Here is a 24,062-nt window from a genome sequence, read left to right as displayed (position 1 = left end):
GGAGGATTTGAAATGGGAAAAATAGCATTTCTTTTTCCGGGCCAAGGTTCACAGGCAGTTGGAATGGGTAGACAGTTAGCGGAGAATAATAAAGAGGTTGCGAAAGTGTTTGCAAAAGCGGATGAGGTTTTGCATGATTCTCTTTCAGAAGTGATTTTTGAAGGACCGCAGGAAAAGTTGACATTAACGACAAATGCGCAGCCGGCACTATTAACAACGAGCTTTGCAATTTTAACAGCTTTGAAGGAGTATGATATTACACCTGATTTTGTCGCAGGACATAGTTTAGGTGAATATAGCGCTCTTGTAGCTGCTGGTGCATTAACATTCGAAGACGCTGTATATGCTGTAAGGAAACGTGGGGAATATATGGAAGAAGCTGTTCCAGGCGGGGAAGGTGCAATGGCAGCTATTCTAGGTGCAGATCCAGATATGCTGAAACGAGTTACAGAAGAAGTAACAAGTGAAGGATACGCAGTACAAATTGCTAATATGAATAGTACGAAGCAAATTGTTATTTCTGGAACAAAGCAAGGAGTAGAACTTGCTTCTCAAAGAGCGAAAGAAAATGGTGCTAAAAGAGCAATTCCGCTCAAAGTAAGTGGACCGTTTCATTCCTCTCTTATGAAACCAGCTGCTGAGAAATTCCAAAGTGTTTTAAATGAAATTACAATTCAAGACACGAATATTCCTATTATTGCAAATGTTACGGCAGATGTTATTACACGTGGTACAGATATTCAAGAAAAGCTAATTGAACAGCTCTATTCGCCTGTATTATGGTACCCATCTATTGAGTATATGGTGAATCAAGGGGTAGATACATTTATTGAAATCGGACCTGGAAAAGTACTTGCTGGTCTTATGAAGTCCATTGATTCTTCAGTGAAAGCATATGCGATATATGATGAAGAGACATTAAAAGATACCATTTCAAATTTGAGAGGAGAAAGCTGATGTTAAAAGGGAAAGTAGCATTAGTAACTGGTGCTTCACGTGGGATTGGTCGTGCGATTGCCATTGATTTAGCGAAACAAGGGGCAAATGTTGTAGTAAATTATGCTGGTAATGAGCAAAAGGCGAATGAAGTAGTTGATGAAATAAAGAAATTAGGTTCAGATGCCATTGCAGTAAGAGCAGATGTTGCAAATGCTGATGATGTTACTGCAATGGTGAAACAAACTGTAGATACGTTTGGACAAGTTGATATTCTTGTAAATAACGCTGGTGTAACAAAAGATAATTTATTAATGCGTATGAAAGAAGAAGAATGGGATACAGTTATTAATACAAACTTAAAAGGTGTTTTCTTATGTACGAAAGCAGTATCGCGCTATATGATGCGTCAACGTCATGGACGTATTATTAATATCGCTTCTGTTGTTGGTGTAACAGGAAACCCAGGACAAGCAAATTATGTTGCTGCTAAAGCTGGTGTAATTGGATTAACAAAAACATCAGCAAAAGAATTGGCGAGCCGAAATATTACTGTAAATGCAATTGCTCCGGGGTTTATTGCGACTGATATGACGGATGTATTAGATGAAAATATTAAAGCAGAAATGTTAAAATTAATTCCTGCGGCTCAGTTTGGAGAAGCACAAGATATCGCAAATACTGTAACGTTTTTCGCTTCTGATCAAAGTAAATATGTTACAGGTCAAACGTTAAATGTTGACGGCGGTATGGTAATGTAATAAAAGAATCGATTTCACCTAGTTTTTTTGGACAATATTTTATATAATATTTGAGGGGAGGTGAATAAAATGGCAGATGTTTTAGAGCGTGTAACAAAAATTGTCGTTGATCGTTTAGGAGTAGAAGAAACTGAAGTAGTACCAGCTGCAAGCTTCAAAGAAGATTTAGGCGCAGACTCCCTAGATGTAGTAGAACTTGTAATGCAATTAGAAGATGAATTCGAAATGGAAATTTCTGATGAAGATGCTGAAAAGATTGCTACTGTTGGCGATGCTGTGACTTACATAGAGAGTCATCTATAATGCTTAAGTGAAGTCCCGTTTTTTAACGGGGCTTCTCGGCTTATATCTGGAGGGACCTATGCCGTACCGAAAACATAGAGAAAAAAAATACGAAACAAAATATCGTGAAGCTTTTAAAGTATTTCAAGAAAAGATAGGTATTACGTTTACAGATGAAAAATTATTGATTCAAGCATTTACGCATTCATCGTATGTGAATGAGCATCGAAAAAAACCGCATGAGGACAATGAGCGTCTTGAATTTCTTGGCGATGCTGTATTGGAACTCACTGTATCACAGTATCTGTTTCAAAAATATCCGACAATGAGCGAAGGAGAGTTAACAAAACTACGTGCAGCTATTGTATGTGAGCCATCTCTTGTTCGTTTTGCAAACGAAATGTCATTTGGTAGCCTTGTTTTATTAGGAAAAGGTGAGGAAATGACGGGTGGACGTGAACGACCAGCTTTATTAGCGGATGTCTTTGAAGCGTTTATTGGTGCCCTTTATCTTGATCAAGGGCTAGAAACAGTTTGGGGATACTTAAAAGAAGTTGTATATCCAAAAATTAATGAAGGTGCTTTTTCTCATGTGATGGATTATAAGAGTCAATTGCAAGAATTGATTCAGCGTGATGGTAGTGGCAATATTGAGTATCAAATTTTGCAAGAAAAAGGACCGGCCCACAACCGAGAATTTGTGTCCCGTGTAACTTTAAATAATGAGTCATTAGGTCTTGGCAGTGGTAAGTCAAAAAAAGAGGCAGAGCAACAAGCTGCTGCAGAAGCATTGAAAAAATTAAAAGAACAATCATAAGGAATCCCCCTTTGAATGAGGGGGATTCCTTATGCATAGAATGAAACTTTCCTTTTATTTATAAATAAAAGGAGTGGGAAATCCGTATAGTAGCTTGTTTTCGTACAGACAACGTTTACAACAACGGAGAATAGGAGGAAGGCCTTTCGTGTTTTTAAAAAGATTAGAAATAGCAGGATTTAAATCTTTTGCTGAGCGTGTATCTGTCGATTTTGTTCCAGGTGTAACTTCTGTAGTAGGACCTAACGGGAGCGGGAAAAGTAATATTACTGATGCAATTCGCTGGGTACTTGGTGAACAATCTGCAAAGTCATTACGCGGTGCAAAGATGGAGGATATTATTTTTGCCGGCAGTGATACGAGAAGAGCGGTTAATGTTGCTGAAGTTACATTAACTTTAAATAATGAAGACCAACGCTTACCGATTGAGTATAACGAGGTGTGTGTAACGCGTCGTGTATCTCGTTCGGGTGATAGTGATTTTTATATTAATAAACAATCTTGTAGATTGAAAGATATTATTGATTTATTTATGGACTCTGGTATGGGAAGAGAAGCTTTTTCAATTATTAGCCAGGGGAAAGTAGAAGAGATTTTGAGTAGTAAATCAGAAGAACGTCGTGGTGTATTTGAAGAAGCTGCGGGTGTGCTGAAATACAAACTTCGTAAAAAGAAAGCTGAAGGGAAATTGGCGGAAACACAAGAAAACTTAAATCGTGTACAAGATATTATTCACGAATTAAGTAGTCAAGTAGAACCACTAGAAAGACAAGCTTCTATTGCGAAAGATTATCTTGAGAAAAAAGAAGAATTAGAGAAAGTAGAAGCTGCGCTTATTGTACATGAAATTGAAGAATTACATGAAAAGTGGGAAGCGCTTCGAAATCAATTTGGGCATAATAAAGATGAAGAAGCTAAAATATCGGCGAACTTACAAAAAAGTGAAGAAGAGCTTGAGGAATTACGCGGGCAATTACAAGCCGTTGATGAATCTGTGAATTCCTTACAAGAAGTTCTCCTTCTGTCTAGTAAAGAACTAGAAAAACTAGAAGGGCAACGCGAGCTGTTAAAGGAAAGAAAGCAAAATGCAACGACGCATTGTGCGCAGCTTGAAAAGCTAATTGTTGAGTTAACAGAGAAAGCTACAAGTTATGATGACGAAATTGAAACAAGTACAGAAGCTTTAATGCAATTTGTGAATCAAGTAAAAGAATTGGAGAAGAAATTGCATGATAACGAGCAATTACTTGCGACTTTTGCTGAGAATTTAGAGGAACAAATTGAGAATTTAAAAGGTGACTATATTGAACTTTTAAATCAACAAGCAAGTCTTCGTAATGAATTATCTATGATTGAAGAACAATCAAAACAGCAAAACTCTAAAAACGAACGACTTGATGAAGAAAATGAAAAGTATGTACAGATGCGTGTGGGAATTACAGCGAAAAAGGCGAAACTTGTAGACAGTTATGAGCAAGCGAGAGAGAAAATAGCTGGCATTATTTCTAACATACAGAAGACAGAAACGGCACTTGGGAAATGTAAGTCACAGTATAGTGAAAATGAAACGAAACTGTATCAAGCGTATCAATTTGTGCAACAGGCGCGCTCTCGGAAAGAAATGTTAGAAGAGATGCAAGAGGACTATTCTGGCTTCTATCAAGGGGTACGTGAAGTATTAAAGGCTAGAGAAAATAGTCTACAAGGTATTGAGGGAGCTGTTGCAGAACTTCTGACTGTGCCGAAAGAATATGAAATCGCAATGGAAATCGCCCTTGGGGCAGCGATGCAACATATCGTAGTACAAACAGAAGAACATGCTCGTAATGCAATTGCATTTTTAAAGCAAAATAAACATGGTCGTGCAACGTTTTTACCTCAAGCTGTTATTAAAAGCCGATCGCTATCATTTGATCAATTACGCATTGTGAATCAGCATCCATCGTTTGTCGGTGTAGCGGCAGAACTTGTGCAGTACAATAATAAATATGAGAATGTAGTTTCCAGTTTATTAGGTACTGTTGTGGTTGCGAAAGATTTACGCGGAGCAAATGAGTTAGCGAAACAACTGCAATACCGCTATCGCATTGTAACACTCGAAGGTGACGTAGTGAATCCGGGTGGTTCTATGACGGGTGGAGCTGTAAAACAGGCGAAATCCTCTTTATTGGGACGTCAACGTGAACTTGAAGAGTGGACTAAAAAACTAACTGACATGGAAGAAAAAACAACGAAGCTAGAAAACTTTGTTAAAGCAGTAAAGCAAGAGATTCAAGAAAAAGAAGTGCAAATACGAGAGCTACGCCAAGGTGTAGAGACCGAACGTGTAGATGAACAGAAGCTAAGAGAAGAAATTAATCGTTTAGAATTAGATGAACATCGTATTAATGATCGTTTATCGATTTACGATTTAGAGATTGAAGGATTTTTACAAGATCAAGTAAAAATGCAAGGGCGTAAAGAAGAGTTAGAAAAGATTTTAGCGACTCTTCAAGCGGAGATTGGGGAATTAGATAGCAAAATCGTCGTTTTAACGGAACAAAAAAGTGAACAACATTCTTCAAAAGAAAAAGTTCAGAAGGAAATGACGGAGTTAAAAGTACAAGCTGCTGAACAACAACAACGTTTGTCTAATCAAAAAGAAAAAGTCGAACGATTGACGAAGGAAAAAGAAGAGACTGATGCGACGCTTGTAAAAACGAAGGAAGATTTAGCGTTCTTAAAGCAAGAGATGACATCTAATTCAAGTGGCGAAGAACAAATTACGAATATGATTGAGAAGAAAGCGTATGATCGTAATCAAACTTCGGAGTTAATTCGTTCTCGTCGTGAACAACGCGTATCATTGCAAGAAAGAGTCGAGCATTTAGAGCGCGGTGCGAAAGAAACAATAGGTAAACATAAATATATTCTTGAGATGCTGAAAGAGCAAGAAGTGAAAATTAACCGACTTGATGTAGAGCTGGAAAATAGATTGCAACATTTACGTGAAACATATACTATTTCATTTGAAGCAGCAAAACTTAAGTATACAATGATGATGCCTGCAGAAGATGCACGTAAAAGGGTGAAACTAATTAAGCTATCGATCGAAGAGTTAGGTGCAGTAAATTTAGGGGCAATTGATGAATATGAACGTGTAGCAGAGCGCCATACATTCTTATTAGAGCAAAGAGATGACCTAGAAGAAGCGAAATCGACATTGCATCAACTTATTACGGAAATGGATGAAGAGATGAAAAAACGCTTTTCTACTACGTTCGAAGGGATTCGAACAGAGTTTCAATCTGTATTCTCTGAATTATTCGGGGGCGGTAGAGCGGATTTAGTAATGACAAATCCAGAAAATTTACTAAATACTGGTATTGACATTGTAGCGCAACCACCAGGAAAGAAACTACAAAACTTAGGTTTACTTTCAGGGGGAGAGCGTGCTTTAACAGCAATTGCGCTCTTATTTGGTATTTTAAAAGTACGCCCAGTTCCATTCTGTGTGTTAGATGAAGTAGAAGCAGCTCTTGATGAGGCAAACGTTGCTCGTTTTGCGCAGTATTTAAAGAAATTTAGTGATGAAACACAGTTTATTGTAATTACACACCGAAAAGGTACAATGGAAGAGTCTGATGTATTGTACGGTGTCACAATGCAAGAATCAGGGGTATCGAAGCTTGTTTCTGTTCGTTTAGATGATGGCGAAGAACTTGTTGCAAGTAGATAGGAAGGATGGGAAGTATGAGTTTTTTTAAAAAATTAAAAGAAAAAATTTCAAAACAAACGGATACGGTAACAGAGAAGTTTAAACAAGGATTAGAAAAAACGAGAAATTCATTTGCTGATAAAGTAAATGACTTAGTGTACCGTTACCGTAAAATAGACGAAGATTTCTTTGAGGAATTAGAAGAAATTTTAATTAGTGCGGATGTCGGAGTTTCGACAGTGATGGAACTAATTGATCAGTTGAAAGAAGAAGTGCAACGTCGTAACATTCAAGATCCGAAAGAAGTACAGGCTGTTATTTCTGAAAAGCTAGTGGGAATTTACAAAGGTGACAGCGACTTTAGTAATGAAGTTAATATACAAGAGGATCAATTAACAGTAGTTTTATTTGTTGGTGTTAATGGTGTGGGGAAAACAACGACGATTGGTAAGCTTGCACATAAATTTAAATTAGAAGGTAAGTCTGTCCTATTGGCGGCAGGAGATACATTCCGTGCTGGGGCGATTGAACAATTAGAAGTATGGGGCGATCGTGTTGGTGTAGAAGTAATTAAACAAGAATCAGGATCTGACCCAGCGGCGGTTATGTATGATGCTGTACAAGCGGCAAAGGCCCGTAAAGTGGATGTATTGCTATGTGATACAGCAGGACGCTTACAAAATAAAGTAAACTTAATGAAAGAGTTAGAGAAAGTGAAGCGCGTAATTGAGCGTGAAGTACCAGGAGCTCCTCATGAAGTATTACTAGTTATTGATGCAACGACAGGACAAAATGGTTTAAGCCAAGCGAAAACATTCCGTGAAGCAACAAATGTTACTGGTATTGTTTTAACGAAGTTAGATGGAACTGCTAAAGGTGGTATCGTCTTAGCGATTCGTAACGAAATGGATGTTCCGGTGAAATTTGTTGGGCTAGGAGAGCAAATGGATGATCTGCAGCAGTTTGATCCAGAACAATATGTTTATGGTTTGTTTGCGAACTTAGTAGAAACAGAAGAAGTGTAAGTGAAAGAAGCGGTATTTCCGCTTCTTTTTCTATAAAAATATGTGATGTTAAGAAAAAAACTTGACACTCTTTTGTACTCCATGTAAACTAAATCATGTAAAGGGAAATCACTTAACAAAGGATGATCCAACATGCTCGAGAAAACAACGAGAATGAACTATTTATTTGATTTTTATCAATCGTTGTTAACGCAAAAACAAAGAAGTTATATGTCGCTTTATTATTTAGATGATTTATCTCTTGGTGAAATTGCGGAAGAATTTGATGTAAGTCGCCAAGCCGTGTATGATAACATTAAACGGACTGAAGCGATGCTTGAAGAATATGAAGATAAATTAGTATTACTTCAAAAGTTTCAAGAGCGACAGCGACTTGTTGCAAAGCTAAAACAGCTAATCAGCGAAGAAGAGCATGTGAATGAAGAAATGAAACAAGTTGTTGAAGCTATCGAAAAATTAGATTAGGAGGGCGGCAATATGGCATTTGAAGGATTAGCCGACCGACTTCAACAGACAATGCAAAAAATCCGCGGCAAAGGAAAAGTTTCTGAAGCCGATGTGAAAGAAATGATGAGAGAAGTTCGTCTAGCTCTTTTAGAAGCGGATGTTAACTTTAAAGTAGTAAAAGATTTTATAAAGCGTGTGTCTGAGCGTGCTGTCGGACAAGATGTAATGAAAAGTTTGACACCTGGACAACAAGTAATTAAAATCGTACAGGAAGAACTTACAGAACTTATGGGCGGAGAGCAAAGCAAAATTGCTGTTGCTAATAAGCCACCTACTGTTATAATGATGGTTGGTCTGCAAGGTGCGGGTAAAACAACGACGACAGGTAAGCTTGCGAATTTGCTTCGTAAAAAGCATAATCGTAAACCGATGCTTGTTGCAGCGGATATTTACCGTCCAGCAGCGATTAAACAGCTTGAAACATTAGGGAAGCAATTGGACATGCCTGTTTTCTCTTTAGGAGATCAAGTAAGTCCGGTTGAAATTGCGAAACAAGCGATTGCGAAAGCAAAAGAAGATCATCACGATTATGTTTTAATCGATACAGCGGGTCGCCTGCATATTGATGAAGAACTAATGGATGAATTAGCGAAAGTCAAAGAAGTTGCGAAACCGGATGAAATTTTCCTTGTTGTCGATGCGATGACAGGACAAGACGCGGTAAATGTAGCACAAAGTTTCCATGAACAGTTAGGTTTAACAGGTGTTGTATTAACGAAATTAGATGGTGATACGCGCGGTGGTGCGGCATTATCTATTAAGGCTGTAACAAATACACCAATTAAATTTGCTGGTATGGGTGAAAAACTAGATGCAATTGAAGCGTTCCATCCAGAACGTATGGCATCCCGTATTTTAGGGATGGGTGACGTCTTAACATTAATTGAAAAAGCGCAAGCTACAGTTGATGAAGAGAAAGCAAAAGAACTTGAGCAAAAAATGCGTACGCTTTCGTTTACGCTTGACGATTTCCTAGAACAACTTGGACAAGTGCGTCAACTTGGACCGCTTGACGAATTGTTAGGAATGCTTCCTGGTGCAAATAAAATTAAAGGGCTGAAAAATGCACAAGTTGATGAAAAACAAATTGGGCATATTGAGGCAATTATTCGTTCTATGACTAAAGTAGAACGAGAACAACCGGAGATAATCAATGCTAGTCGTAAAAAGCGCATTGCCAAAGGTAGCGGTACAACGGTACAAGAAATCAATCGTCTAATCAAGCAATTTGATGATATGAAAAAAATGATGAAGACGATGACGGGAATGCAAAAAGGTAAGAAAAAAGGACTAGGTGGATTGAAGTTTCCATTCATGTAAGGAAAAAAGATGGCTCTGTTAAGAAAAAATACTTTACAAAGCAATAGTCTTTTTGCTAATATAATTATCTGTGTGAAATAAATTCGGAGGTGCTTTATAAATGGCAGTTAAAATTCGTTTAAAACGTATGGGAGCTAAAAAAACTCCTTTCTATCGTGTAGTTGTTGCAGATTCTCGTTCTCCTCGTGACGGACGTTTCATTGAGGAAATCGGTACTTACAATCCGGTTGCTCAACCAGCGGAAGTTAAGATCAACGAAGAAGCAGCATTAAAATGGTTAGGAAATGGTGCTAAACCATCTGATACAGTTCGTAACCTTTTCTCTAACCAAGGTATCATGGAGAAATTCCACTTATCTAAACAAGGTAAGTAATTGAGGCAATGACAATGAAAATGTTAGTCGAGACAATTGTTAAACCTCTTGTGGATCATCCTGGAGATGTAAAAGTTACACAGGAACTTTGCAACGGAGAAATAAAGTATCGATTAACTGTACATCCTGAGGATGTTGGAAAAGTCATTGGAAAGCAAGGGAAAGTTGCGAAAGCGATTCGAATGCTCTTGTATTCAGTGGGACATCATAATGATGAGAACGTCACACTGGAAATTCAATAAACGTAAAAAGGGCGAGGAGTTATTTCCTCTCCCTTTTTTAACATTTAAAGAGAAATTGCATGTTCCATATATGAAATGGAAATGCTTAATTTATATAGAAACCAGGGGTGACATACTATTTATGACAAAATGGTTTAACGTAGGGAAAATTGTAAATACTCATGGCGTAAAAGGAGAAATTCGTGTTATTTCTCGTACTGATTTTCCAGAAGAGCGATATAAAGTAGGGAACACGTTATACATATGGGATGAGAAAGGTACAGACTATCTTACAGTGAAGGTAACTGCTCATCGTCAACATAAGACATTTGATTTATTAACATTTGAAGGATACAACAATGTAGATGAAGCAGAGAAGTTTAAAGGTTCTTTAATAAAAGTACCAGAAGAGCAGTTAGGCGAACTAGCTGAAGGTGAATACTACTACCATGAAATTATTGGTTGCAACGTTGTAACGGAAGAAGGAGAAGCGTTAGGGACAATCAAAGAGATTCTATCTCCTGGTGCGAATGACGTTTGGGTGATTAAACGTCCAAAGGGTCAAGATCTGTTAATTCCTTATATTGATGACGTTGTACTTCAAGTTAACATTGAAAATAAATTAGTAACCATTCATGTAATGGAAGGGCTACTATAATGAAAATTGACATTTTAACATTGTTTCCAGATATGTTTACGGGAGTATTTGGGTCTTCAATTTTAAAGAAAGCACAAGAAAAAGAAGCGGTAGAGCTTCGTGTTGTCAATTTCCGTGAGTATACAACTAGTAAGCATAATAGTGTAGATGATTATCCGTATGGTGGGGGCGCTGGTATGGTATTAACCCCGCAGCCTATCTTTGACGCAGTAGAAGAGTTAACGAAGGAAACAGACCGTAAGCCGAGAATCGTCTTAATGTGTCCACAAGGAGAGCGTTTCACGCAGAAGAAGGCAGAAGAGCTTGCTGGAGAAGAGCATGTTATTTTTGTATGTGGCCATTATGAAGGATACGATGAACGAATTCGTGAGCATCTTGTAACAGATGAGATTTCTATTGGGGATTACGTATTAACGGGTGGAGAATTGGCTTCTATGGTAGTCACTGACAGTGTTGTACGTCTTTTGCCAGGAGTGCTTGGGAATCAAACGTCGCAAGTGGAAGACTCTTTTAGCACAGGTTTGTTAGAGCACCCACATTATACACGTCCTGCTGATTTTCGTGGTATGAAGGTACCGGATGTACTAATGTCAGGAAATCATAAAAACATTGATGAATGGCGCCATAAAGAGTCACTACGTCGTACGTACACACGTAGACCGGATTTACTGGAAGAACGAGAATTATCCAAGCAAGAAGAGAAATGGCTGGAACAGATTAAAGAAGACCGATAAGGGCTTGATATATTTTCTATTGCAACAGTCCTAGCAATATGCTATTATAACATTTGTGCTACTGAAATCAGTAGCCGTATTAACGATGTTCCGCTGTAATTTAATAAGACTTTATAAGAGCATCTGTTTAAAGGAGAGAATTTAATATGCAACAATTAATCACAGAAATCACAAAAGGCCAATTAAAAACTGACCTTCCTTCATTCCGTCCTGGAGACACTTTACGTGTACACGTAAAAGTAGTTGAGGGAACTCGTGAAAGAATTCAGCTTTTCGAAGGTGTTGTAATTAAACGTCGTGGTGGCGGAATCAGTGAAACATTCACAGTTCGTAAGATTTCTTACGGTGTAGGTGTTGAGCGTACATTCCCAGTTCACACGCCAAGAATCGCGAACATCGAAGTACTTCGCCGTGGTAAAGTACGTCGTGCTAAGTTATACTACTTACGTAACCTTCGCGGTAAAAAAGCACGTATTAAAGAAATTCGATAAGACATGTATGGGAGCTTGTAAATACACAAGCTCCCTTTTTCCAATCTATATGAAATTTTGGTATAATACGAGCAGCTTACATAACTGTGGAGGGGAAAGCATGAAGAAAGAGAAGAGCTCACTTTGGGAATGGATCAAAGCAATTTTGATTGCTGTTGTATTAGCGGGCGTAATTAGACAGTTTTTCTTTGCCCCAATTCTCGTAGATGGTGTATCGATGTCGCCGACTTTACATGACCGTGATCGAATGATTGTTAATAAAATTGGCTATCACATAGGTGATCCGAAACGCTTTGATATTATTGTATTCCGAGCGACGGAAGAAAAAGATTATATTAAGCGTATTATTGGCCTGCCAGGCGACGAAATCGAATACCGTAATGATAAACTATATGTTAACGGGAAACCTTATGAGGAGCCGTATTTAGATAAGCAGAAAAAACAACTTGCTGACGGACCGCTTACATATGATTTTACTCTTGAAGAAATGACAGGAAAGAAAACTGTTCCAGAAGGTCAATTATTTGTTTTAGGCGATAATCGTCGTTTTAGTAAAGATAGCCGTTCGATTGGTACAATTTCAATGGACCAAGTGATTGGTAAAGCAAATATGCTATATTGGCCGTTAAAAGATGCACGTATTGTGAAATAAAAGAAAAAGAAGGTGGCAACATGGTAATCCAATGGTTCCCGGGACATATGGCAAAGGCTAGACGCCAAGTAACAGAAAAATTAAAGTTAATTGATGTTGTAATTGAGCTTGTAGATGCTCGATTACCTTTATCTTCTCGTAATCCAATGATTGATGAAATTATTACGCATAAACCAAGGCTTGTTGTTTTAAATAAAGCCGATATGGCGGATGATCGTCTTACAAAGCAGTGGATTGCATATTTTGATGAAAGAGGTCAAAAGGCAATTTCAATTAATGCACAAGCTGGACAAGGTATGAAAGAAATTGCAGCAGCTTGTAAAGTACTTGTCAAAGAAAAATTCGATAAAATGGTTGCTAAAGGCATTAGACCAAGAGCAATTCGTGCTTTAATTGTAGGTATTCCAAACGTTGGTAAATCTACACTGATTAATAAATTAGCGAAGAAGAATATAGCAAAAACAGGAGATCGTCCTGGTGTGACAACGGCCCAGCAGTGGATTAAAGTTGGGAAAGAAATGGAATTATTAGATACACCAGGTATTTTGTGGCCTAAATTTGAAGATGAATTAGTTGGTCTTCGTTTAGCGACGACGGGTGCAATTAAAGATTCTATATTAAATTTACAGGATGTAGCTATTTATGCGTTACGCTTTATGGAAAAACATTATCCAGAACGTTTAAAAGAGCGATATAATTTAAATGACATTCCAGAAGAGATTGTGGAGTTATTTGATGCAATTGGAAAAAACAGAGGTTGCTTAATGGGCGGCGGAATGATTGATTATGATAAAACATCTGAGCTTATACTTCGTGAGCTTCGTGGTGGAAGATTTGGGAAAATGACATTTGAAACACCAGAAGAGTTTGCAGAGCAGGTAGAAGATGTGGAAAAAGTAGAAGAAGTATAAGACGTGCGTTTGTACGTCTTTTCTTTTTGGTTACGTTTAAAGGAGTGTAAATGAATGCAAAAAATGACTATTCAAGAAGCGGAATGTTTGCTGCAAGAAATTATGAGTGAAGAAGACGAGCATTTTCAAATGTTAGTGAAAGATGAGCGAAAAGGTGTTCAAAAACTAATTTTGAAGTGGTATAAACAAAAAGAGTTAGCACAAAAAGAAAGAGAAAAATTTCTAGAAATGTCAAAGTACGAAAATGAGTTACGTGAAAAAGGGCTCACGTACATTGCTGGCATTGATGAAGTGGGCCGTGGGCCGTTAGCAGGACCTGTTGTGACGGCGGCTGTCGTCCTTCCAGAAGATTTTTATATTCCAGGATTAAATGACTCGAAAAAATTAAGTGAAGCGAAACGTGAGCGTTTTTATGATGAAATTAAAGAGCATGCAATTGCGATTGGAGTGGGAATTGTATCACCACAAGTTATTGATGAAATAAATATTTATCAAGCGACGAAGCAAGCGATGTTAGATGCCGTTGCTAATTTATCATGTACACCAGAATATCTATTAATCGATGCGATGAAGCTTCCTACATCAATTCCGCAAACATCAATCATTAAAGGTGATGCGAAAAGTGTCTCTATTTCAGCTGCATCTATTATTGCGAAAGTCACGAGAGATCGCATGATGAAAGAGTTAGGAGGAAAGTATCCTGCATATGGATTTGAACAACACATGGGATATGGGACGAAACAGCATTTAGAAGCGATTGAAGTACATGGAGTATTAGAGGAACATCGAAAATCATTCGCGCCAATTAAAGATATGATTCAAAAATAAGCTGTATATTCACAGCTTATTTTTTATTTTGGTATATAAACATTATTATTTTTGAAAAAGAATAAAGCGATTTCAGTTTTCTGACACTTTATTGTAGACAGCGTGCCAATCATCTTATACAATGGCAATGTAATGTTTTTTAAACATTAAAAAACTTTTTGAGTAAAACAGGAAAACAGGGGAGGATGGGACTATGAATATCCATGAGTACCAAGGTAAGGCAGTCCTTAGAAGCTATGGGGTTAGCGTTCCAAACGGGAAGGTTGCATTTACAGTAGAAGAAGCTGTAGAAGCAGCGAAAGAACTAGGAACGGAAGTATGTGTAGTTAAAGCGCAAATTCACGCTGGTGGACGCGGCAAAGCTGGCGGTGTAAAAGTTGCGAAAAATTTAGAAGAAGTTCGTACATATGCAGAAAGCATTTTAGGAACTACACTTGTGACGCATCAAACAGGTCCTGAAGGTAAGGAAGTAAAACGCTTACTTATCGAAGAAGGTTGCGATATTAAAAAAGAATATTATGTAGGTCTTGTATTAGATCGTGCAACTTCTCAAGTTGTTTTAATGGCATCTGAAGAAGGTGGAACAGAAATTGAAGAAGTAGCAGAAAAAACGCCTGAAAAAATCTTTAAAGAATATATTGATCCAGCAGTAGGTTTACAAGGTTTCCAAGCGCGTAGAATCGCGTTTAACATCAATATTCCAAAAGAACTTGTAGGACAAGCTGTGAAGTTTATGATGGGCTTATACAGTGCGTTTATCGAAAAAGATTGCTCTATCGCTGAGATTAATCCACTTGTTACAACAGGTGACGGTAAAGTTATGGCGTTAGATGCAAAATTAAACTTTGATTCTAATGCGTTATATCGCAATAAAGACATTTTAGAACTTCGTGATCTTGAAGAAGAAGATTCAAAAGAAATTGAAGCTTCTAAATATGACTTAAACTACATTCCTTTAGATGGAAATATCGGTTGTATGGTTAATGGTGCAGGTTTAGCAATGGCTACAATGGATATCATTAAACATTACCATGGTGACCCGGCTAACTTCTTAGATGTTGGTGGCGGCGCAACAGCTGAAAAAGTTACAGAAGCATTCAAAATTATCCTTTCTGACAAAAATGTAAAAGGTATCTTCGTTAACATTTTTGGTGGCATTATGAAGTGTGATGTTATCGCAGAAGGTGTTATTGAAGCAACTAAGCAGGTAGGTCTTGAGTTGCCTTTAGTTGTACGTCTTGAAGGTACAAACGTAGAGTTAGGAAAGAAAATTTTAAATGAGTCTGGTTTAAATATTGTTGCAGCAGAATCTATGGCAGACGGTGCACAAAAAATTGTTTCACTAGTGGGCTAATAGAAAGCGGGGGAGAAAAATGAGCGTATTAGTTAATAAAGATACAAAAGTTATTGTTCAAGGTATTACAGGTTCTCAAGGATTATTCCATACAAAGCAAATGATTGAATACGGTACGAAAATTGTAGGTGGTGTAACACCAGGTAAAGGTGGCACTGATATTGAAGGTGTACCAGTATTTGATACAGTAGAAGATGCTGTGAAAGCAACAGGCGCAAACGCTTCAGTTGTATACGTTCCACCCGCTTTTGCGGCTGATGCAATTATGGAAGCAGTTGATGCAAAGATTGATTTAGTAGTATGTATTACTGAAGGAATCCCTGTATTAGATATGGTAAAAGTAAAGAGATATATGGCGGGTAAACATACACGTTTACTTGGACCAAACTGCCCTGGTGTGATTACACCTGACGAATGTAAAATTGGTATTATGCCAGGATATATTCACAAAAAAGGTCATGTTGGTATCGTGTCTCGCTCTGGTACATTAACGTATGAAGCTGTACATCAGTTAACACAAGAAGGTATTGGCCAATCTACTGCTGTAGGTATCGGCGGGGACCCTGTTAACGGTACAGACTTTATTGATGCGTTAAAAGCATTTAATGAAGATGAAGAAACACATGCTGTAATTATGATTGGTGAAATCGGCGGTACGGCAGAAGAAGAAGCAGCTGAATGGGTAAAAGCTAATATGACAAAACCAGTTGTAGGTTTCATTGGTGGTCAAACTGCGCCTGAAGGCAAACGTATGGGTCATGCTGGGGCGATCATTTCTGGCGGCAAAGGAACTGCTGCTGAAAAGATTAAAACAATGGAAGCTTGTGGTATTAAAGTAGCGGAAACACCAGCTGTTATGGGTGAAACATTAATCTCTGTTTTAAAAGAAAAGGGATTATTTGAGACTTGCAAAAACTACTAATCTTTTTGAAAGACACCTTCTTATTAGAGGGTGTCTTTTTACACATTTTTTGTTTACATAATAAAAATTATGGGTAAGGAGAATTGAGATGAAAAGAGAACGTTTATTGCACCTTCATTACATGTTGGCGGATCATTGGAAGGCGATGGAGAGACTACTATATGTTGATCCAGAACTGAAGGGAGTATACACTTTTAGTCCGAAACAATTTGAATATTACGCTGGAATATCCCCGAAAAAATCTTCAGAACTAGTAAATTTCCTTCAGACTTCAAATCTAAAGCAATATGTATCCTATTTAGAAAAAAATCGAATATTTTATATAACCATATGGGATGAGGATTATCCGCAACTATTGCAGGAAATACAAGATCCCCCTTTTGTTTTATACGGAAAAGGAGAGAGAGATTTTCTTGGCAAGATAAATAAATTAGCAATTGTTGGAACGAGAGAACCGTCTTTATATGGAAAGGAGAGTGTGAAGTTTATTTTACAACCTTTACTTGAAAAAGAATGGCTTATTGTTAGTGGGTTTGCAAGAGGGATAGATACAATTGCTCATGAAGTTACAGTAAGGCAGCATTGCCCGACTATTGCAATATTAGGACATGGATTATCTTATATGTATCCAAAGGAGAATAGCGGTTTATATGACAAGTGGAAAGATTATATATTGTTATTGACAGAGTATCCACCGCATTATGTGCCGAAAAAATGGTATTTCCCAAAAAGAAATCGAATTATTAGCGGTATAAGTAAAGGTGTTTTAGTTGTAGAAGCAAAAACGAGAAGTGGATCCCTTATTACTGCAGACCTTGCGTTAGAACAAAATAGAGAGGTGTTTGCGCTTCCTGGACCTATATTTATAGAGAGTGCAACGGGAACGAATCATCTAATTCAACAAGGCGCAAAGCTAGTACGAAATGCGGGGGATATCCTTGAAGAAATTTTAAATTAACCATATATTTTTATGTTTTTATTAAACAATTATTGACAAATGGTAGATTGTCGCTGTATGGTATATTCATTCTTGATTGACAAAAACAAGAGAAATCAATAAGATTGATGAAGACTTGAATCCACCTCTTAAGGAGGCACTAGCATGTCAGATTACCTCGTAATCGTGGAGTCGCCTTCTAAGGCGAAGACCATTGAAAAATATTTAGGGAAAAAATACAAAGTCGTCGCGTCCATGGGACATGTCCGCGATTTACCTAAAAGCCAAATGGGGATAGAAGTAAAGAATAACTTCACCCCGAAGTATATTACCATTCGTGGTAAGGGTCCCGTTTTAAAAGATTTAAAATCAGCGGCAAAAAAAGCAAAGAAAGTCTATCTCGCGGCCGATCCGGATCGTGAAGGAGAAGCAATTGCTTGGCATTTAGCAAATACGTTAAATGTGGACGTTGAATCAGATTGCCGAGTTGTATTTAATGAGATTACAAAAGATGCAATAAAAGAATCATTTAAATATCCTCGTGCAATTAATATGGATTTAGTAGATGCACAACAGGCAAGGCGTATACTCGATCGTCTTGTTGGCTACAATATTAGTCCTTTATTATGGAAGAAAGTAAAAAAAGGATTAAGTGCAGGACGCGTACAATCTGTAGCAGTTCGTTTAATCATCGAACGTGAAAGAGAAATTCAAAGTTTTGAACCTGAAGAATTCTGGACAATTAAAACAGAATTTGTGAAAGGGAAAGACACATTTGAAGCAAGCTTTTACGGCGTAGATGGTGAAAAAGTTCAATTAACGAACGAAGCACAAGTGAACGAAATAATCGAAAAGATGAAAGACAATGCGTTTTCGGTTGAAAATGTAACGCGAAAAGAGCGAAAGCGTAACCCTGCATTACCGTTTACAACATCTTCCTTGCAACAAGAGGCAGCGCGTAAGTTAAATATGCGAGCAAAGAAAACAATGATGCTTGCACAGCAGCTGTATGAAGGGATGGATCTTGGAAAACAAGGGACTGTAGGTCTTATTACGTATATGAGAACTGATTCAACACGTATCTCAGAAACAGCTCAAACAGAGGCTCGTGATTACATTACTGAGGCGTTTGGTGCGGAATACATAGGAACAGAGAAGAAGAAAGAAACGAAAAAGTCGAAAGCACAAGATGCGCATGAGGCGATTCGTCCTACTTCGGTAATGAGAAAGCCAGAGGAACTAAAAAGTTTCTTAAGTCGTGATCAACTCCGTTTGTATAAACTGATTTGGGAGCGATTTGTTGCAAGTCAAATGGCATCTGCTATAATGGATACTGTTACAGCGAAACTCATTAATAACAATGTTCAGTTCCGTGCAAGTGGATCAGTTGTAAAGTTCCCAGGATTTATGAAAGTGTACGTAGAGTCGAAAGATGATGGTGCGGAAGAAAAGGATAAGATGTTGCCACCTTTAGAAGTAGGTGAAACTGTATTTTCAAAAGATATAGAACCGAAGCAACATTACACACAGCCTCCGCCGCGTTATACAGAGGCTCGTCTAGTAAGAACACTTGAAGAGCTTGGAATTGGGAGACCGTCTACTTATGTACCGACACTTGAAACAATCCAAAAACGAGGATACGTTGCTTTAGATAATAAACGCTTCGTTCCGACTGAGCTTGGTGGAATAGTAATCGAACTTATTTTAGAGTTTTTCCCAGAAATTATTAACATTGAATTTACTGCCAATATGGAGCAAAGCCTTGATGAAGTAGAAGAAGGAAATGCAAATTGGGTGAAAATTGTTGATGATTTCTACGTAGGATTTGAACCGCGCTTAGAAAAAGCGGAAAAAGAAATGCGTGAAGTGGAAATTAAAGATGAACCAGCTGGGGAAGACTGTGAATTATGTAGTCACCCTATGGTCTTTAAGATGGGTAAATATGGGAAGTTTATGGCTTGTTCGAATTTCCCGGAATGTCGTAATACAAAACCGATTGTAAAAGAAATCGGTGTTACTTGTCCGAAGTGTGATAAAGGGCAAATTATTGAACGCCGTAGTAATAAAAAGAAACGCCTTTTCTATGGATGCGGTACGTATCCAGAATGTGACTTTGTATCTTGGGATAAGCCGATTGGTCGTAAATGTCCGAAGTGTGAAGGTATGCTCGTAGAGAAAAAGTTGAAAAAAGGCGTGCAAGTACAATGTGTTTCGTGTGATTATGAAGAAGAACAACAAATGTGAGCGTAACTGCTCACATTTTTTTCGGGAAGAAAAGGAAAGGTGATATATATATGACAACACAAGTAGTAAACGTCATTGGCGCAGGTCTTGCAGGAAGCGAAGCAGCTTACCAAATTGCAAAACGTGGTGTCCAAGTAAAATTATATGAAATGAGACCAGTAAGGCAAACACCAGCTCATCATACAGATAAATTTGCTGAATTAGTATGTAGTAACTCACTTCGCGCAAACACATTAACAAATGCTGTCGGTGTTATTAAAGAAGAAATGCGCCTAATGGATTCTGTCATTATTCGTGCAGCTGATGAGTGCTCTGTACCAGCAGGAGGTGCTTTAGCTGTAGATCGTCATGAATTCGCGGCGAAAGTGACTGAATATGTGAAAAATCATCCGAACGTAACTGTAATGAATGAGGAAATCACTGAAATTCCAGAGGGGCCAACTGTTATTGCGACAGGTCCACTTACGTCTCCGGATCTTTCTGCACAATTAAAAAAACTAACAGGTGAAGATTATTTTTATTTCTATGATGCTGCAGCACCAATCGTTGAGAAAGACAGCATTGACATGAATAAAGTATATTTAAAATCTCGTTATGATAAAGGTGAAGCGGCATATTTAAACTGTCCAATGACAGAAGAAGAGTTTGATCGCTTTTATGAGGCTTTAATTGCTGCTGAGACAGTGCCTTTAAAAGAATTTGAAAAAGAAATTTTCTTTGAAGGTTGTATGCCAGTAGAAGTTATGGCAAGTAGAGGAAGACAGACGTTAGTATTTGGACCGATGAAGCCTGTTGGGTTAGAAGATCCGAAAACAGGGAAAACACCGTATGCGGTTGTTCAGTTACGTCAAGATGATGCAGCAGGAACATTATACAATATTGTAGGCTTCCAAACACATTTAAAGTGGGGACCACAAAAAGAAGTGTTACAGCTAATTCCAGGACTAGAAAACGCAGAGATTGTACGTTATGGTGTAATGCATCGTAATACGTTTATTAATTCGCCTAATCTGCTTCGTCCAACATATCAATATAAACAACGTGATGATTTATTCTTCGCTGGTCAAATGACTGGGGTAGAGGGTTATGTTGAATCAGCAGCATCAGGATTATTAGCGGGTATTAACGCTGCTAGACTTGTACAAGGTGAAGAGCCAGTTGTATTACCACCTGTAACTGCAATGGGAAGTATGGCAAATTATATTACTGCGACAAATGCGAAAAACTTCCAGCCAATGAATGCAAACTTCGGTTTATTTACACCGTTAGAGAAGAAAATTAAAAAGAAACAAGAGCGAAATGAAGCATATGCTACACGCGCTTTGGAAACAATTCAAAATTTTGTAAATATTTAATTAAATTTCTTGCAAAGGCTACTAAGTTGTGATACGATTTAGTAGCCTTTATTGAGGTGAGTTATATGGATGTGAATGTGAAGAAATTGTTACAATTATTCGTTGGATATTTACAAATTGAAAGAAATTATTCAAAATATACAATTGCAAGTTATCAAAATGATTTAGAACATTTTGTGCAATTTATGGAGCGAGAAGGCATATCCTCTTTTTTAGATGTTACATACGCGGATGTTCGTTTATACTTGACGACGTTGCACGATCAGAAGTTAGCCCGTAAATCTGTCGCAAGGAAAGTATCAAGCTTACGAAGTTTATATCGTTTTTTGATGCGTGAAGGTTATCAAAAAGATAATCCGTTTGCACTTGCGTCACTTCCCAAGAAAGAATTGTCAATCCCAAAGTTTTTATATGCTGAAGAGTTAGAGGAATTGTTTGAAGTTTCTGATACAGGGGCGCCATTAGGTCAAAGAAATCAAGCTTTATTAGAGTTGATGTATGCAACTGGGATTCGTGTAAGCGAATGCGTTAATTTGCAACTTACCGACATTGACTTTGCAGTGGGAACAATTTTAGTGATGGGAAAAGGGAAAAAACAAAGATATATTCCGTTCGGAAGCTATGCACAAGATGCTTTAATTACTTATATAGAGAACGGGAGAAAACAGTTAGCTCAAAAGACTGAAGAACAATCTCATATGGTATTTTTAAATGCGAAAGGTAAGCCGTTAACTGATCAGGGTGTACGTTATGTTTTGAACGAACTCATTAAGAAAGCTTCACTTACAATGCGGATAAGTCCCCATATGTTAAGGCATACATTTGCTACACATATGTTGGATGAAGGAGCGGATTTACGTACTGTGCAGGAGCTATTAGGTCATGAGAATTTGTCAACGACACAAATTTATACGCATGTCTCTAAAGAAAGATTGCGTTCTGTGTACATGAAGCATCACCCGCGGGCATAAATTGCTTTTAAAGCCATAAAAACATATAAAGGAGTTTTTTCTATGGGAAATTTCCACGCTACAACGATATTTGCAGTTCATCATAATGGAGAATGTGCAATGGCTGGAGATGGTCAGGTAACGATGGGGAATGCTGTTGTAATGAAACATACAGCTCGCAAAGTTCGCAAACTTTTCCAAGGGAAAGTTTTAGCTGGTTTTGCAGGATCAGTTGCTGATGCATTTACTCTTTTTGAAATGTTTGAAGGGAAATTAGAAGAGTATAATGGCAACTTGCAGCGCGCTGCAGTTGAGATGGCGAAACAATGGCGTGGTGATAAAATGCTACGTCAGCTAGAAGCAATGCTCATTGTCATGGATAAAACAACGATGCTCCTTGTTTCAGGTACAGGAGAAGTGATTGAACCAGATGATGGTATTTTAGCAATTGGTTCAGGCGGACATTATGCACTTGCTGCTGGTCGTGCTTTAAAGCAACATGCAAGTGAACATTTAACAGCGAAACAAATTGCGAAGGCCAGTTTAGAAATTGCAGGCGATATTTGTGTTTATACGAACCATAATATAATTGTTGAAGAATTGTAGAATCGTAAGGGAGGCATTTTATATGCATTTACATTTTACTCCGCGTCAAATTGTGGAAAAATTAGATCAATACATCATCGGTCAAAAAGATGCAAAGAAAGCGGTTGCTGTAGCTCTACGAAATCGATACCGTCGCAGTAAATTAGTTGAAAATTTACGTGATGAAATTGCACCTAAAAATATTTTAATGATTGGACCGACAGGTGTTGGTAAAACAGAGGTAGCACGGCGAATGGCGAAACTCGTTGGAGCACCTTTTATTAAGGTTGAAGCGACGAAATTCACAGAAGTTGGATATGTGGGTCGAGATGTAGAGTCGATGGTCCGCGATCTTGTTGAAACGTCCGTTCGCATTGTGAAAGAGGAAATGGTAGTTAAAGTTCAAGATAAAGCAGAAGAGCAAGCGAATCAACGTCTTGTTGAAATTTTAGTGCCGAGTCCGGAGAAACAATCTGGATTTAAAAATCCATTAGAAATGCTTTTTGGTGGTAATCAAAATTCAAACCAAACATCTGATGTAGAGGAAGATGATGAAATCGAAAAGAAACGTCAAGATGTGGAAAGAAAGCTTGCGGCAGGCCTTCTTGAAGATGAAGTGATATCGATCGAAGTGACGGAACAACAGTCTTCTATGTTTGATATGTTGCAAGGAACTGGCATGGAGCAAATGGGAATGAATTTCCAAGATGCACTAGGAAGTATCATGCCGAAAAAAACGAAAAAACGTAAACTTTCTGTAAAAGAAGCAAGAAAACTCTTGACAAATGAAGAGGCACAGCGCTTAATTGATATGGATGAAGTTACACAAGAGGCTGTTTATCGTGCTGAACAGCTCGGGATTATTTTTATCGATGAAATTGACAAAATTGCTGGTAAGCAGTCGAATAGCGTAGATGTATCGCGTGAAGGTGTGCAACGTGACATTTTACCGATTGTAGAAGGATCGAATGTAGCGACAAAATACGGATCAGTAAAAACGGATTATATTTTATTTGTTGCAGCTGGAGCGTTCCATATGTCTAAACCGTCGGATTTAATTCCGGAATTGCAAGGGAGATTTCCGATTCGAGTAGAATTAACAAAATTATCGGCGGATGATTTTGTTAAAATACTAATCGAACCTGACAATGCGCTAATTAAACAGTACATGGCGTTATTAGCGACTGAAGGTATAGAAATTGAATTTTCAGACGAAGCTATTCGTAAGATTGCTGAGATTGCTTATCAAGTTAATCAGGATACAGATAATATTGGAGCGAGAAGACTTCATACTGTTATGGAGAAGCTCCTTGAAGATTTATCGTTTGAGGCATCTGAAATTACGTTAGAGAAAATAACGATAACACCTCAATATGTTGAGGAAAAATTAGCGACAATAGCTAAAAATAAAGATGTGAGCCAGTTTATTTTGTAATAGTGTCATCAGGTGACTCGCCCTAGTTTCCAAGTGATGAAAAAATATGTAAGTAACATGTAGGAGG

At 37.9% G+C, this 24,062-nt stretch carries 24 protein-coding genes; all 24 read left to right on the top strand.

Features of this window, described 5'->3' with window-relative positions; genetic code table 11:
- Window positions 1–12 precede the first annotated feature (12 nt).
- Window positions 13–957 carry an ACP S-malonyltransferase gene (gene fabD / locus EXW56_RS18290; protein WP_002160730.1) on the top strand — a complete coding sequence of 315 codons (945 nt, stop codon included), beginning with the start codon at window positions 13–15 and terminating at the stop codon, window positions 955–957.
- Entirely contained in the window at window positions 957–1,697 is a 741-nt protein-coding gene (fabG, locus tag EXW56_RS18285) for a 3-oxoacyl-[acyl-carrier-protein] reductase (protein ID WP_002014514.1), read from the top strand. Before fabD ends, fabG begins: the two co-directional genes overlap by 1 nt.
- 69 nt (window positions 1,698–1,766) lie before the next feature.
- Window positions 1,767–2,000: an acyl carrier protein gene (gene acpP / locus EXW56_RS18280; protein ID WP_002014515.1), complete on the top strand. Its 234-nt coding sequence runs from the start codon at window positions 1,767–1,769 to the stop codon at window positions 1,998–2,000.
- A 58-nt stretch (window positions 2,001–2,058) separates the two neighbouring features.
- The gene (gene rncS, locus EXW56_RS18275) at window positions 2,059–2,796 is read left to right on the top strand and encodes a ribonuclease III (protein WP_002199538.1); all 738 of its coding nucleotides are present in this window, start codon (window positions 2,059–2,061) and stop codon (window positions 2,794–2,796) included.
- 148 nt (window positions 2,797–2,944) lie between these two features.
- Complete coding sequence (smc, locus tag EXW56_RS18270) at window positions 2,945–6,514, top strand: chromosome segregation protein SMC (RefSeq protein ID WP_215596833.1); 3,570 nt, start codon at window positions 2,945–2,947, stop codon at window positions 6,512–6,514.
- Between the two features lie 14 nt (window positions 6,515–6,528).
- A complete protein-coding gene (ftsY, locus tag EXW56_RS18265; RefSeq protein WP_002111384.1) occupies window positions 6,529–7,518 on the top strand; it encodes a signal recognition particle-docking protein FtsY in 990 nt (329 codons plus the stop codon).
- Between the two features lie 132 nt (window positions 7,519–7,650).
- Window positions 7,651–7,983 (top strand): putative DNA-binding protein, encoded by a 333-nt coding sequence (locus tag EXW56_RS18260; RefSeq protein ID WP_000891061.1) that lies wholly within the window; start codon window positions 7,651–7,653, stop codon window positions 7,981–7,983.
- Window positions 7,984–7,995: 12 nt separating this feature from the next.
- Complete coding sequence (ffh, locus tag EXW56_RS18255) at window positions 7,996–9,345, top strand: signal recognition particle protein (protein ID WP_002111383.1); 1,350 nt, start codon at window positions 7,996–7,998, stop codon at window positions 9,343–9,345.
- A 100-nt stretch (window positions 9,346–9,445) separates the two neighbouring features.
- Window positions 9,446–9,718, top strand: a complete 273-nt coding sequence (rpsP, locus tag EXW56_RS18250; RefSeq protein WP_000268750.1) for a 30S ribosomal protein S16 — start codon at window positions 9,446–9,448, stop codon at window positions 9,716–9,718.
- A 14-nt stretch (window positions 9,719–9,732) separates the two neighbouring features.
- Entirely contained in the window at window positions 9,733–9,960 is a 228-nt protein-coding gene (locus EXW56_RS18245) for a KH domain-containing protein (RefSeq protein WP_002088196.1), read from the top strand.
- A 121-nt stretch (window positions 9,961–10,081) separates the two neighbouring features.
- Window positions 10,082–10,597, top strand: a complete 516-nt coding sequence (rimM, locus tag EXW56_RS18240; protein WP_033710827.1) for a ribosome maturation factor RimM — start codon at window positions 10,082–10,084, stop codon at window positions 10,595–10,597.
- Window positions 10,597–11,331, top strand: a complete 735-nt coding sequence (gene trmD / locus EXW56_RS18235) for a tRNA (guanosine(37)-N1)-methyltransferase TrmD (protein WP_002014522.1) — start codon at window positions 10,597–10,599, stop codon at window positions 11,329–11,331. The genes rimM and trmD overlap by 1 nt, the downstream gene beginning before the upstream one ends.
- A 146-nt stretch (window positions 11,332–11,477) precedes the next feature.
- Window positions 11,478–11,822 carry a 50S ribosomal protein L19 gene (gene rplS / locus EXW56_RS18230; protein ID WP_002014524.1) on the top strand — a complete coding sequence of 115 codons (345 nt, stop codon included), beginning with the start codon at window positions 11,478–11,480 and terminating at the stop codon, window positions 11,820–11,822.
- 100 nt (window positions 11,823–11,922) lie between these two features.
- Window positions 11,923–12,474 carry a signal peptidase I gene (gene lepB / locus EXW56_RS18225; protein WP_002066791.1) on the top strand — a complete coding sequence of 184 codons (552 nt, stop codon included), beginning with the start codon at window positions 11,923–11,925 and terminating at the stop codon, window positions 12,472–12,474.
- Window positions 12,475–12,494: 20 nt separating this feature from the next.
- Window positions 12,495–13,385, top strand: coding sequence for a ribosome biogenesis GTPase YlqF (ylqF, locus tag EXW56_RS18220; RefSeq protein ID WP_002088188.1), 891 nt, complete (start codon window positions 12,495–12,497; stop codon window positions 13,383–13,385).
- A gap of 54 nt (window positions 13,386–13,439) precedes the next feature.
- Window positions 13,440–14,213, top strand: coding sequence for a ribonuclease HII (locus EXW56_RS18215; RefSeq protein ID WP_002146092.1), 774 nt, complete (start codon window positions 13,440–13,442; stop codon window positions 14,211–14,213).
- A 193-nt stretch (window positions 14,214–14,406) separates the two neighbouring features.
- Window positions 14,407–15,567: an ADP-forming succinate--CoA ligase subunit beta gene (gene sucC, locus EXW56_RS18210; protein ID WP_002014529.1), complete on the top strand. Its 1,161-nt coding sequence runs from the start codon at window positions 14,407–14,409 to the stop codon at window positions 15,565–15,567.
- A gap of 19 nt (window positions 15,568–15,586) precedes the next feature.
- Window positions 15,587–16,489: a succinate--CoA ligase subunit alpha gene (gene sucD / locus EXW56_RS18205; protein WP_070144589.1), complete on the top strand. Its 903-nt coding sequence runs from the start codon at window positions 15,587–15,589 to the stop codon at window positions 16,487–16,489.
- 88 nt (window positions 16,490–16,577) lie between these two features.
- Complete coding sequence (dprA, locus tag EXW56_RS18200) at window positions 16,578–17,447, top strand: DNA-processing protein DprA (RefSeq protein WP_215557378.1); 870 nt, start codon at window positions 16,578–16,580, stop codon at window positions 17,445–17,447.
- Between the two features lie 144 nt (window positions 17,448–17,591).
- Entirely contained in the window at window positions 17,592–19,670 is a 2,079-nt protein-coding gene (gene topA / locus EXW56_RS18195) for a type I DNA topoisomerase (RefSeq protein ID WP_002111378.1), read from the top strand.
- A gap of 50 nt (window positions 19,671–19,720) precedes the next feature.
- Entirely contained in the window at window positions 19,721–21,025 is a 1,305-nt protein-coding gene (trmFO, locus tag EXW56_RS18190; protein WP_002066796.1) for an FADH(2)-oxidizing methylenetetrahydrofolate--tRNA-(uracil(54)-C(5))-methyltransferase TrmFO, read from the top strand.
- Between the two features lie 71 nt (window positions 21,026–21,096).
- Window positions 21,097–21,996 (top strand): tyrosine recombinase XerC, encoded by a 900-nt coding sequence (gene xerC, locus EXW56_RS18185; RefSeq protein ID WP_078175468.1) that lies wholly within the window; start codon window positions 21,097–21,099, stop codon window positions 21,994–21,996.
- A 42-nt stretch (window positions 21,997–22,038) separates the two neighbouring features.
- Window positions 22,039–22,581, top strand: a complete 543-nt coding sequence (gene hslV, locus EXW56_RS18180) for an ATP-dependent protease proteolytic subunit HslV (protein WP_002014538.1) — start codon at window positions 22,039–22,041, stop codon at window positions 22,579–22,581.
- A 22-nt stretch (window positions 22,582–22,603) separates the two neighbouring features.
- The gene (gene hslU, locus EXW56_RS18175) at window positions 22,604–23,995 is read left to right on the top strand and encodes an ATP-dependent protease ATPase subunit HslU (RefSeq protein ID WP_002111373.1); all 1,392 of its coding nucleotides are present in this window, start codon (window positions 22,604–22,606) and stop codon (window positions 23,993–23,995) included.
- Window positions 23,996–24,062: the final 67 nt, after the last annotated feature.

The sequence above is a fragment of the Bacillus mycoides genome, assembly GCF_018742245.1.
Taxonomy (GTDB): domain Bacteria; phylum Bacillota; class Bacilli; order Bacillales; family Bacillaceae_G; genus Bacillus_A; species Bacillus_A cereus_U.
Note: the sequence above shows the minus strand (reverse complement) of the source record. Positions and strands in the feature narration are given on the sequence as shown.

Coding starts and splice junctions, on each gene's coding strand:
- fabD (WP_002160730.1), top strand. CDS start 13: ATGGGAAAAATAGCATTTCTTTTTCCGGGCCAAGGTTCACAGGCAGTT.
- fabG (WP_002014514.1), top strand. CDS start 957: ATGTTAAAAGGGAAAGTAGCATTAGTAACTGGTGCTTCACGTGGGATT.
- acpP (WP_002014515.1), top strand. CDS start 1,767: ATGGCAGATGTTTTAGAGCGTGTAACAAAAATTGTCGTTGATCGTTTA.
- rncS (WP_002199538.1), top strand. CDS start 2,059: ATGCCGTACCGAAAACATAGAGAAAAAAAATACGAAACAAAATATCGT.
- ftsY (WP_002111384.1), top strand. CDS start 6,529: ATGAGTTTTTTTAAAAAATTAAAAGAAAAAATTTCAAAACAAACGGAT.
- EXW56_RS18260 (WP_000891061.1), top strand. CDS start 7,651: ATGCTCGAGAAAACAACGAGAATGAACTATTTATTTGATTTTTATCAA.
- ffh (WP_002111383.1), top strand. CDS start 7,996: ATGGCATTTGAAGGATTAGCCGACCGACTTCAACAGACAATGCAAAAA.
- rpsP (WP_000268750.1), top strand. CDS start 9,446: ATGGCAGTTAAAATTCGTTTAAAACGTATGGGAGCTAAAAAAACTCCT.
- EXW56_RS18245 (WP_002088196.1), top strand. CDS start 9,733: ATGAAAATGTTAGTCGAGACAATTGTTAAACCTCTTGTGGATCATCCT.
- rimM (WP_033710827.1), top strand. CDS start 10,082: ATGACAAAATGGTTTAACGTAGGGAAAATTGTAAATACTCATGGCGTA.
- trmD (WP_002014522.1), top strand. CDS start 10,597: ATGAAAATTGACATTTTAACATTGTTTCCAGATATGTTTACGGGAGTA.
- rplS (WP_002014524.1), top strand. CDS start 11,478: ATGCAACAATTAATCACAGAAATCACAAAAGGCCAATTAAAAACTGAC.
- lepB (WP_002066791.1), top strand. CDS start 11,923: ATGAAGAAAGAGAAGAGCTCACTTTGGGAATGGATCAAAGCAATTTTG.
- ylqF (WP_002088188.1), top strand. CDS start 12,495: ATGGTAATCCAATGGTTCCCGGGACATATGGCAAAGGCTAGACGCCAA.
- EXW56_RS18215 (WP_002146092.1), top strand. CDS start 13,440: ATGCAAAAAATGACTATTCAAGAAGCGGAATGTTTGCTGCAAGAAATT.
- sucC (WP_002014529.1), top strand. CDS start 14,407: ATGAATATCCATGAGTACCAAGGTAAGGCAGTCCTTAGAAGCTATGGG.
- sucD (WP_070144589.1), top strand. CDS start 15,587: ATGAGCGTATTAGTTAATAAAGATACAAAAGTTATTGTTCAAGGTATT.
- dprA (WP_215557378.1), top strand. CDS start 16,578: ATGAAAAGAGAACGTTTATTGCACCTTCATTACATGTTGGCGGATCAT.
- topA (WP_002111378.1), top strand. CDS start 17,592: ATGTCAGATTACCTCGTAATCGTGGAGTCGCCTTCTAAGGCGAAGACC.
- trmFO (WP_002066796.1), top strand. CDS start 19,721: ATGACAACACAAGTAGTAAACGTCATTGGCGCAGGTCTTGCAGGAAGC.
- hslV (WP_002014538.1), top strand. CDS start 22,039: ATGGGAAATTTCCACGCTACAACGATATTTGCAGTTCATCATAATGGA.
- hslU (WP_002111373.1), top strand. CDS start 22,604: ATGCATTTACATTTTACTCCGCGTCAAATTGTGGAAAAATTAGATCAA.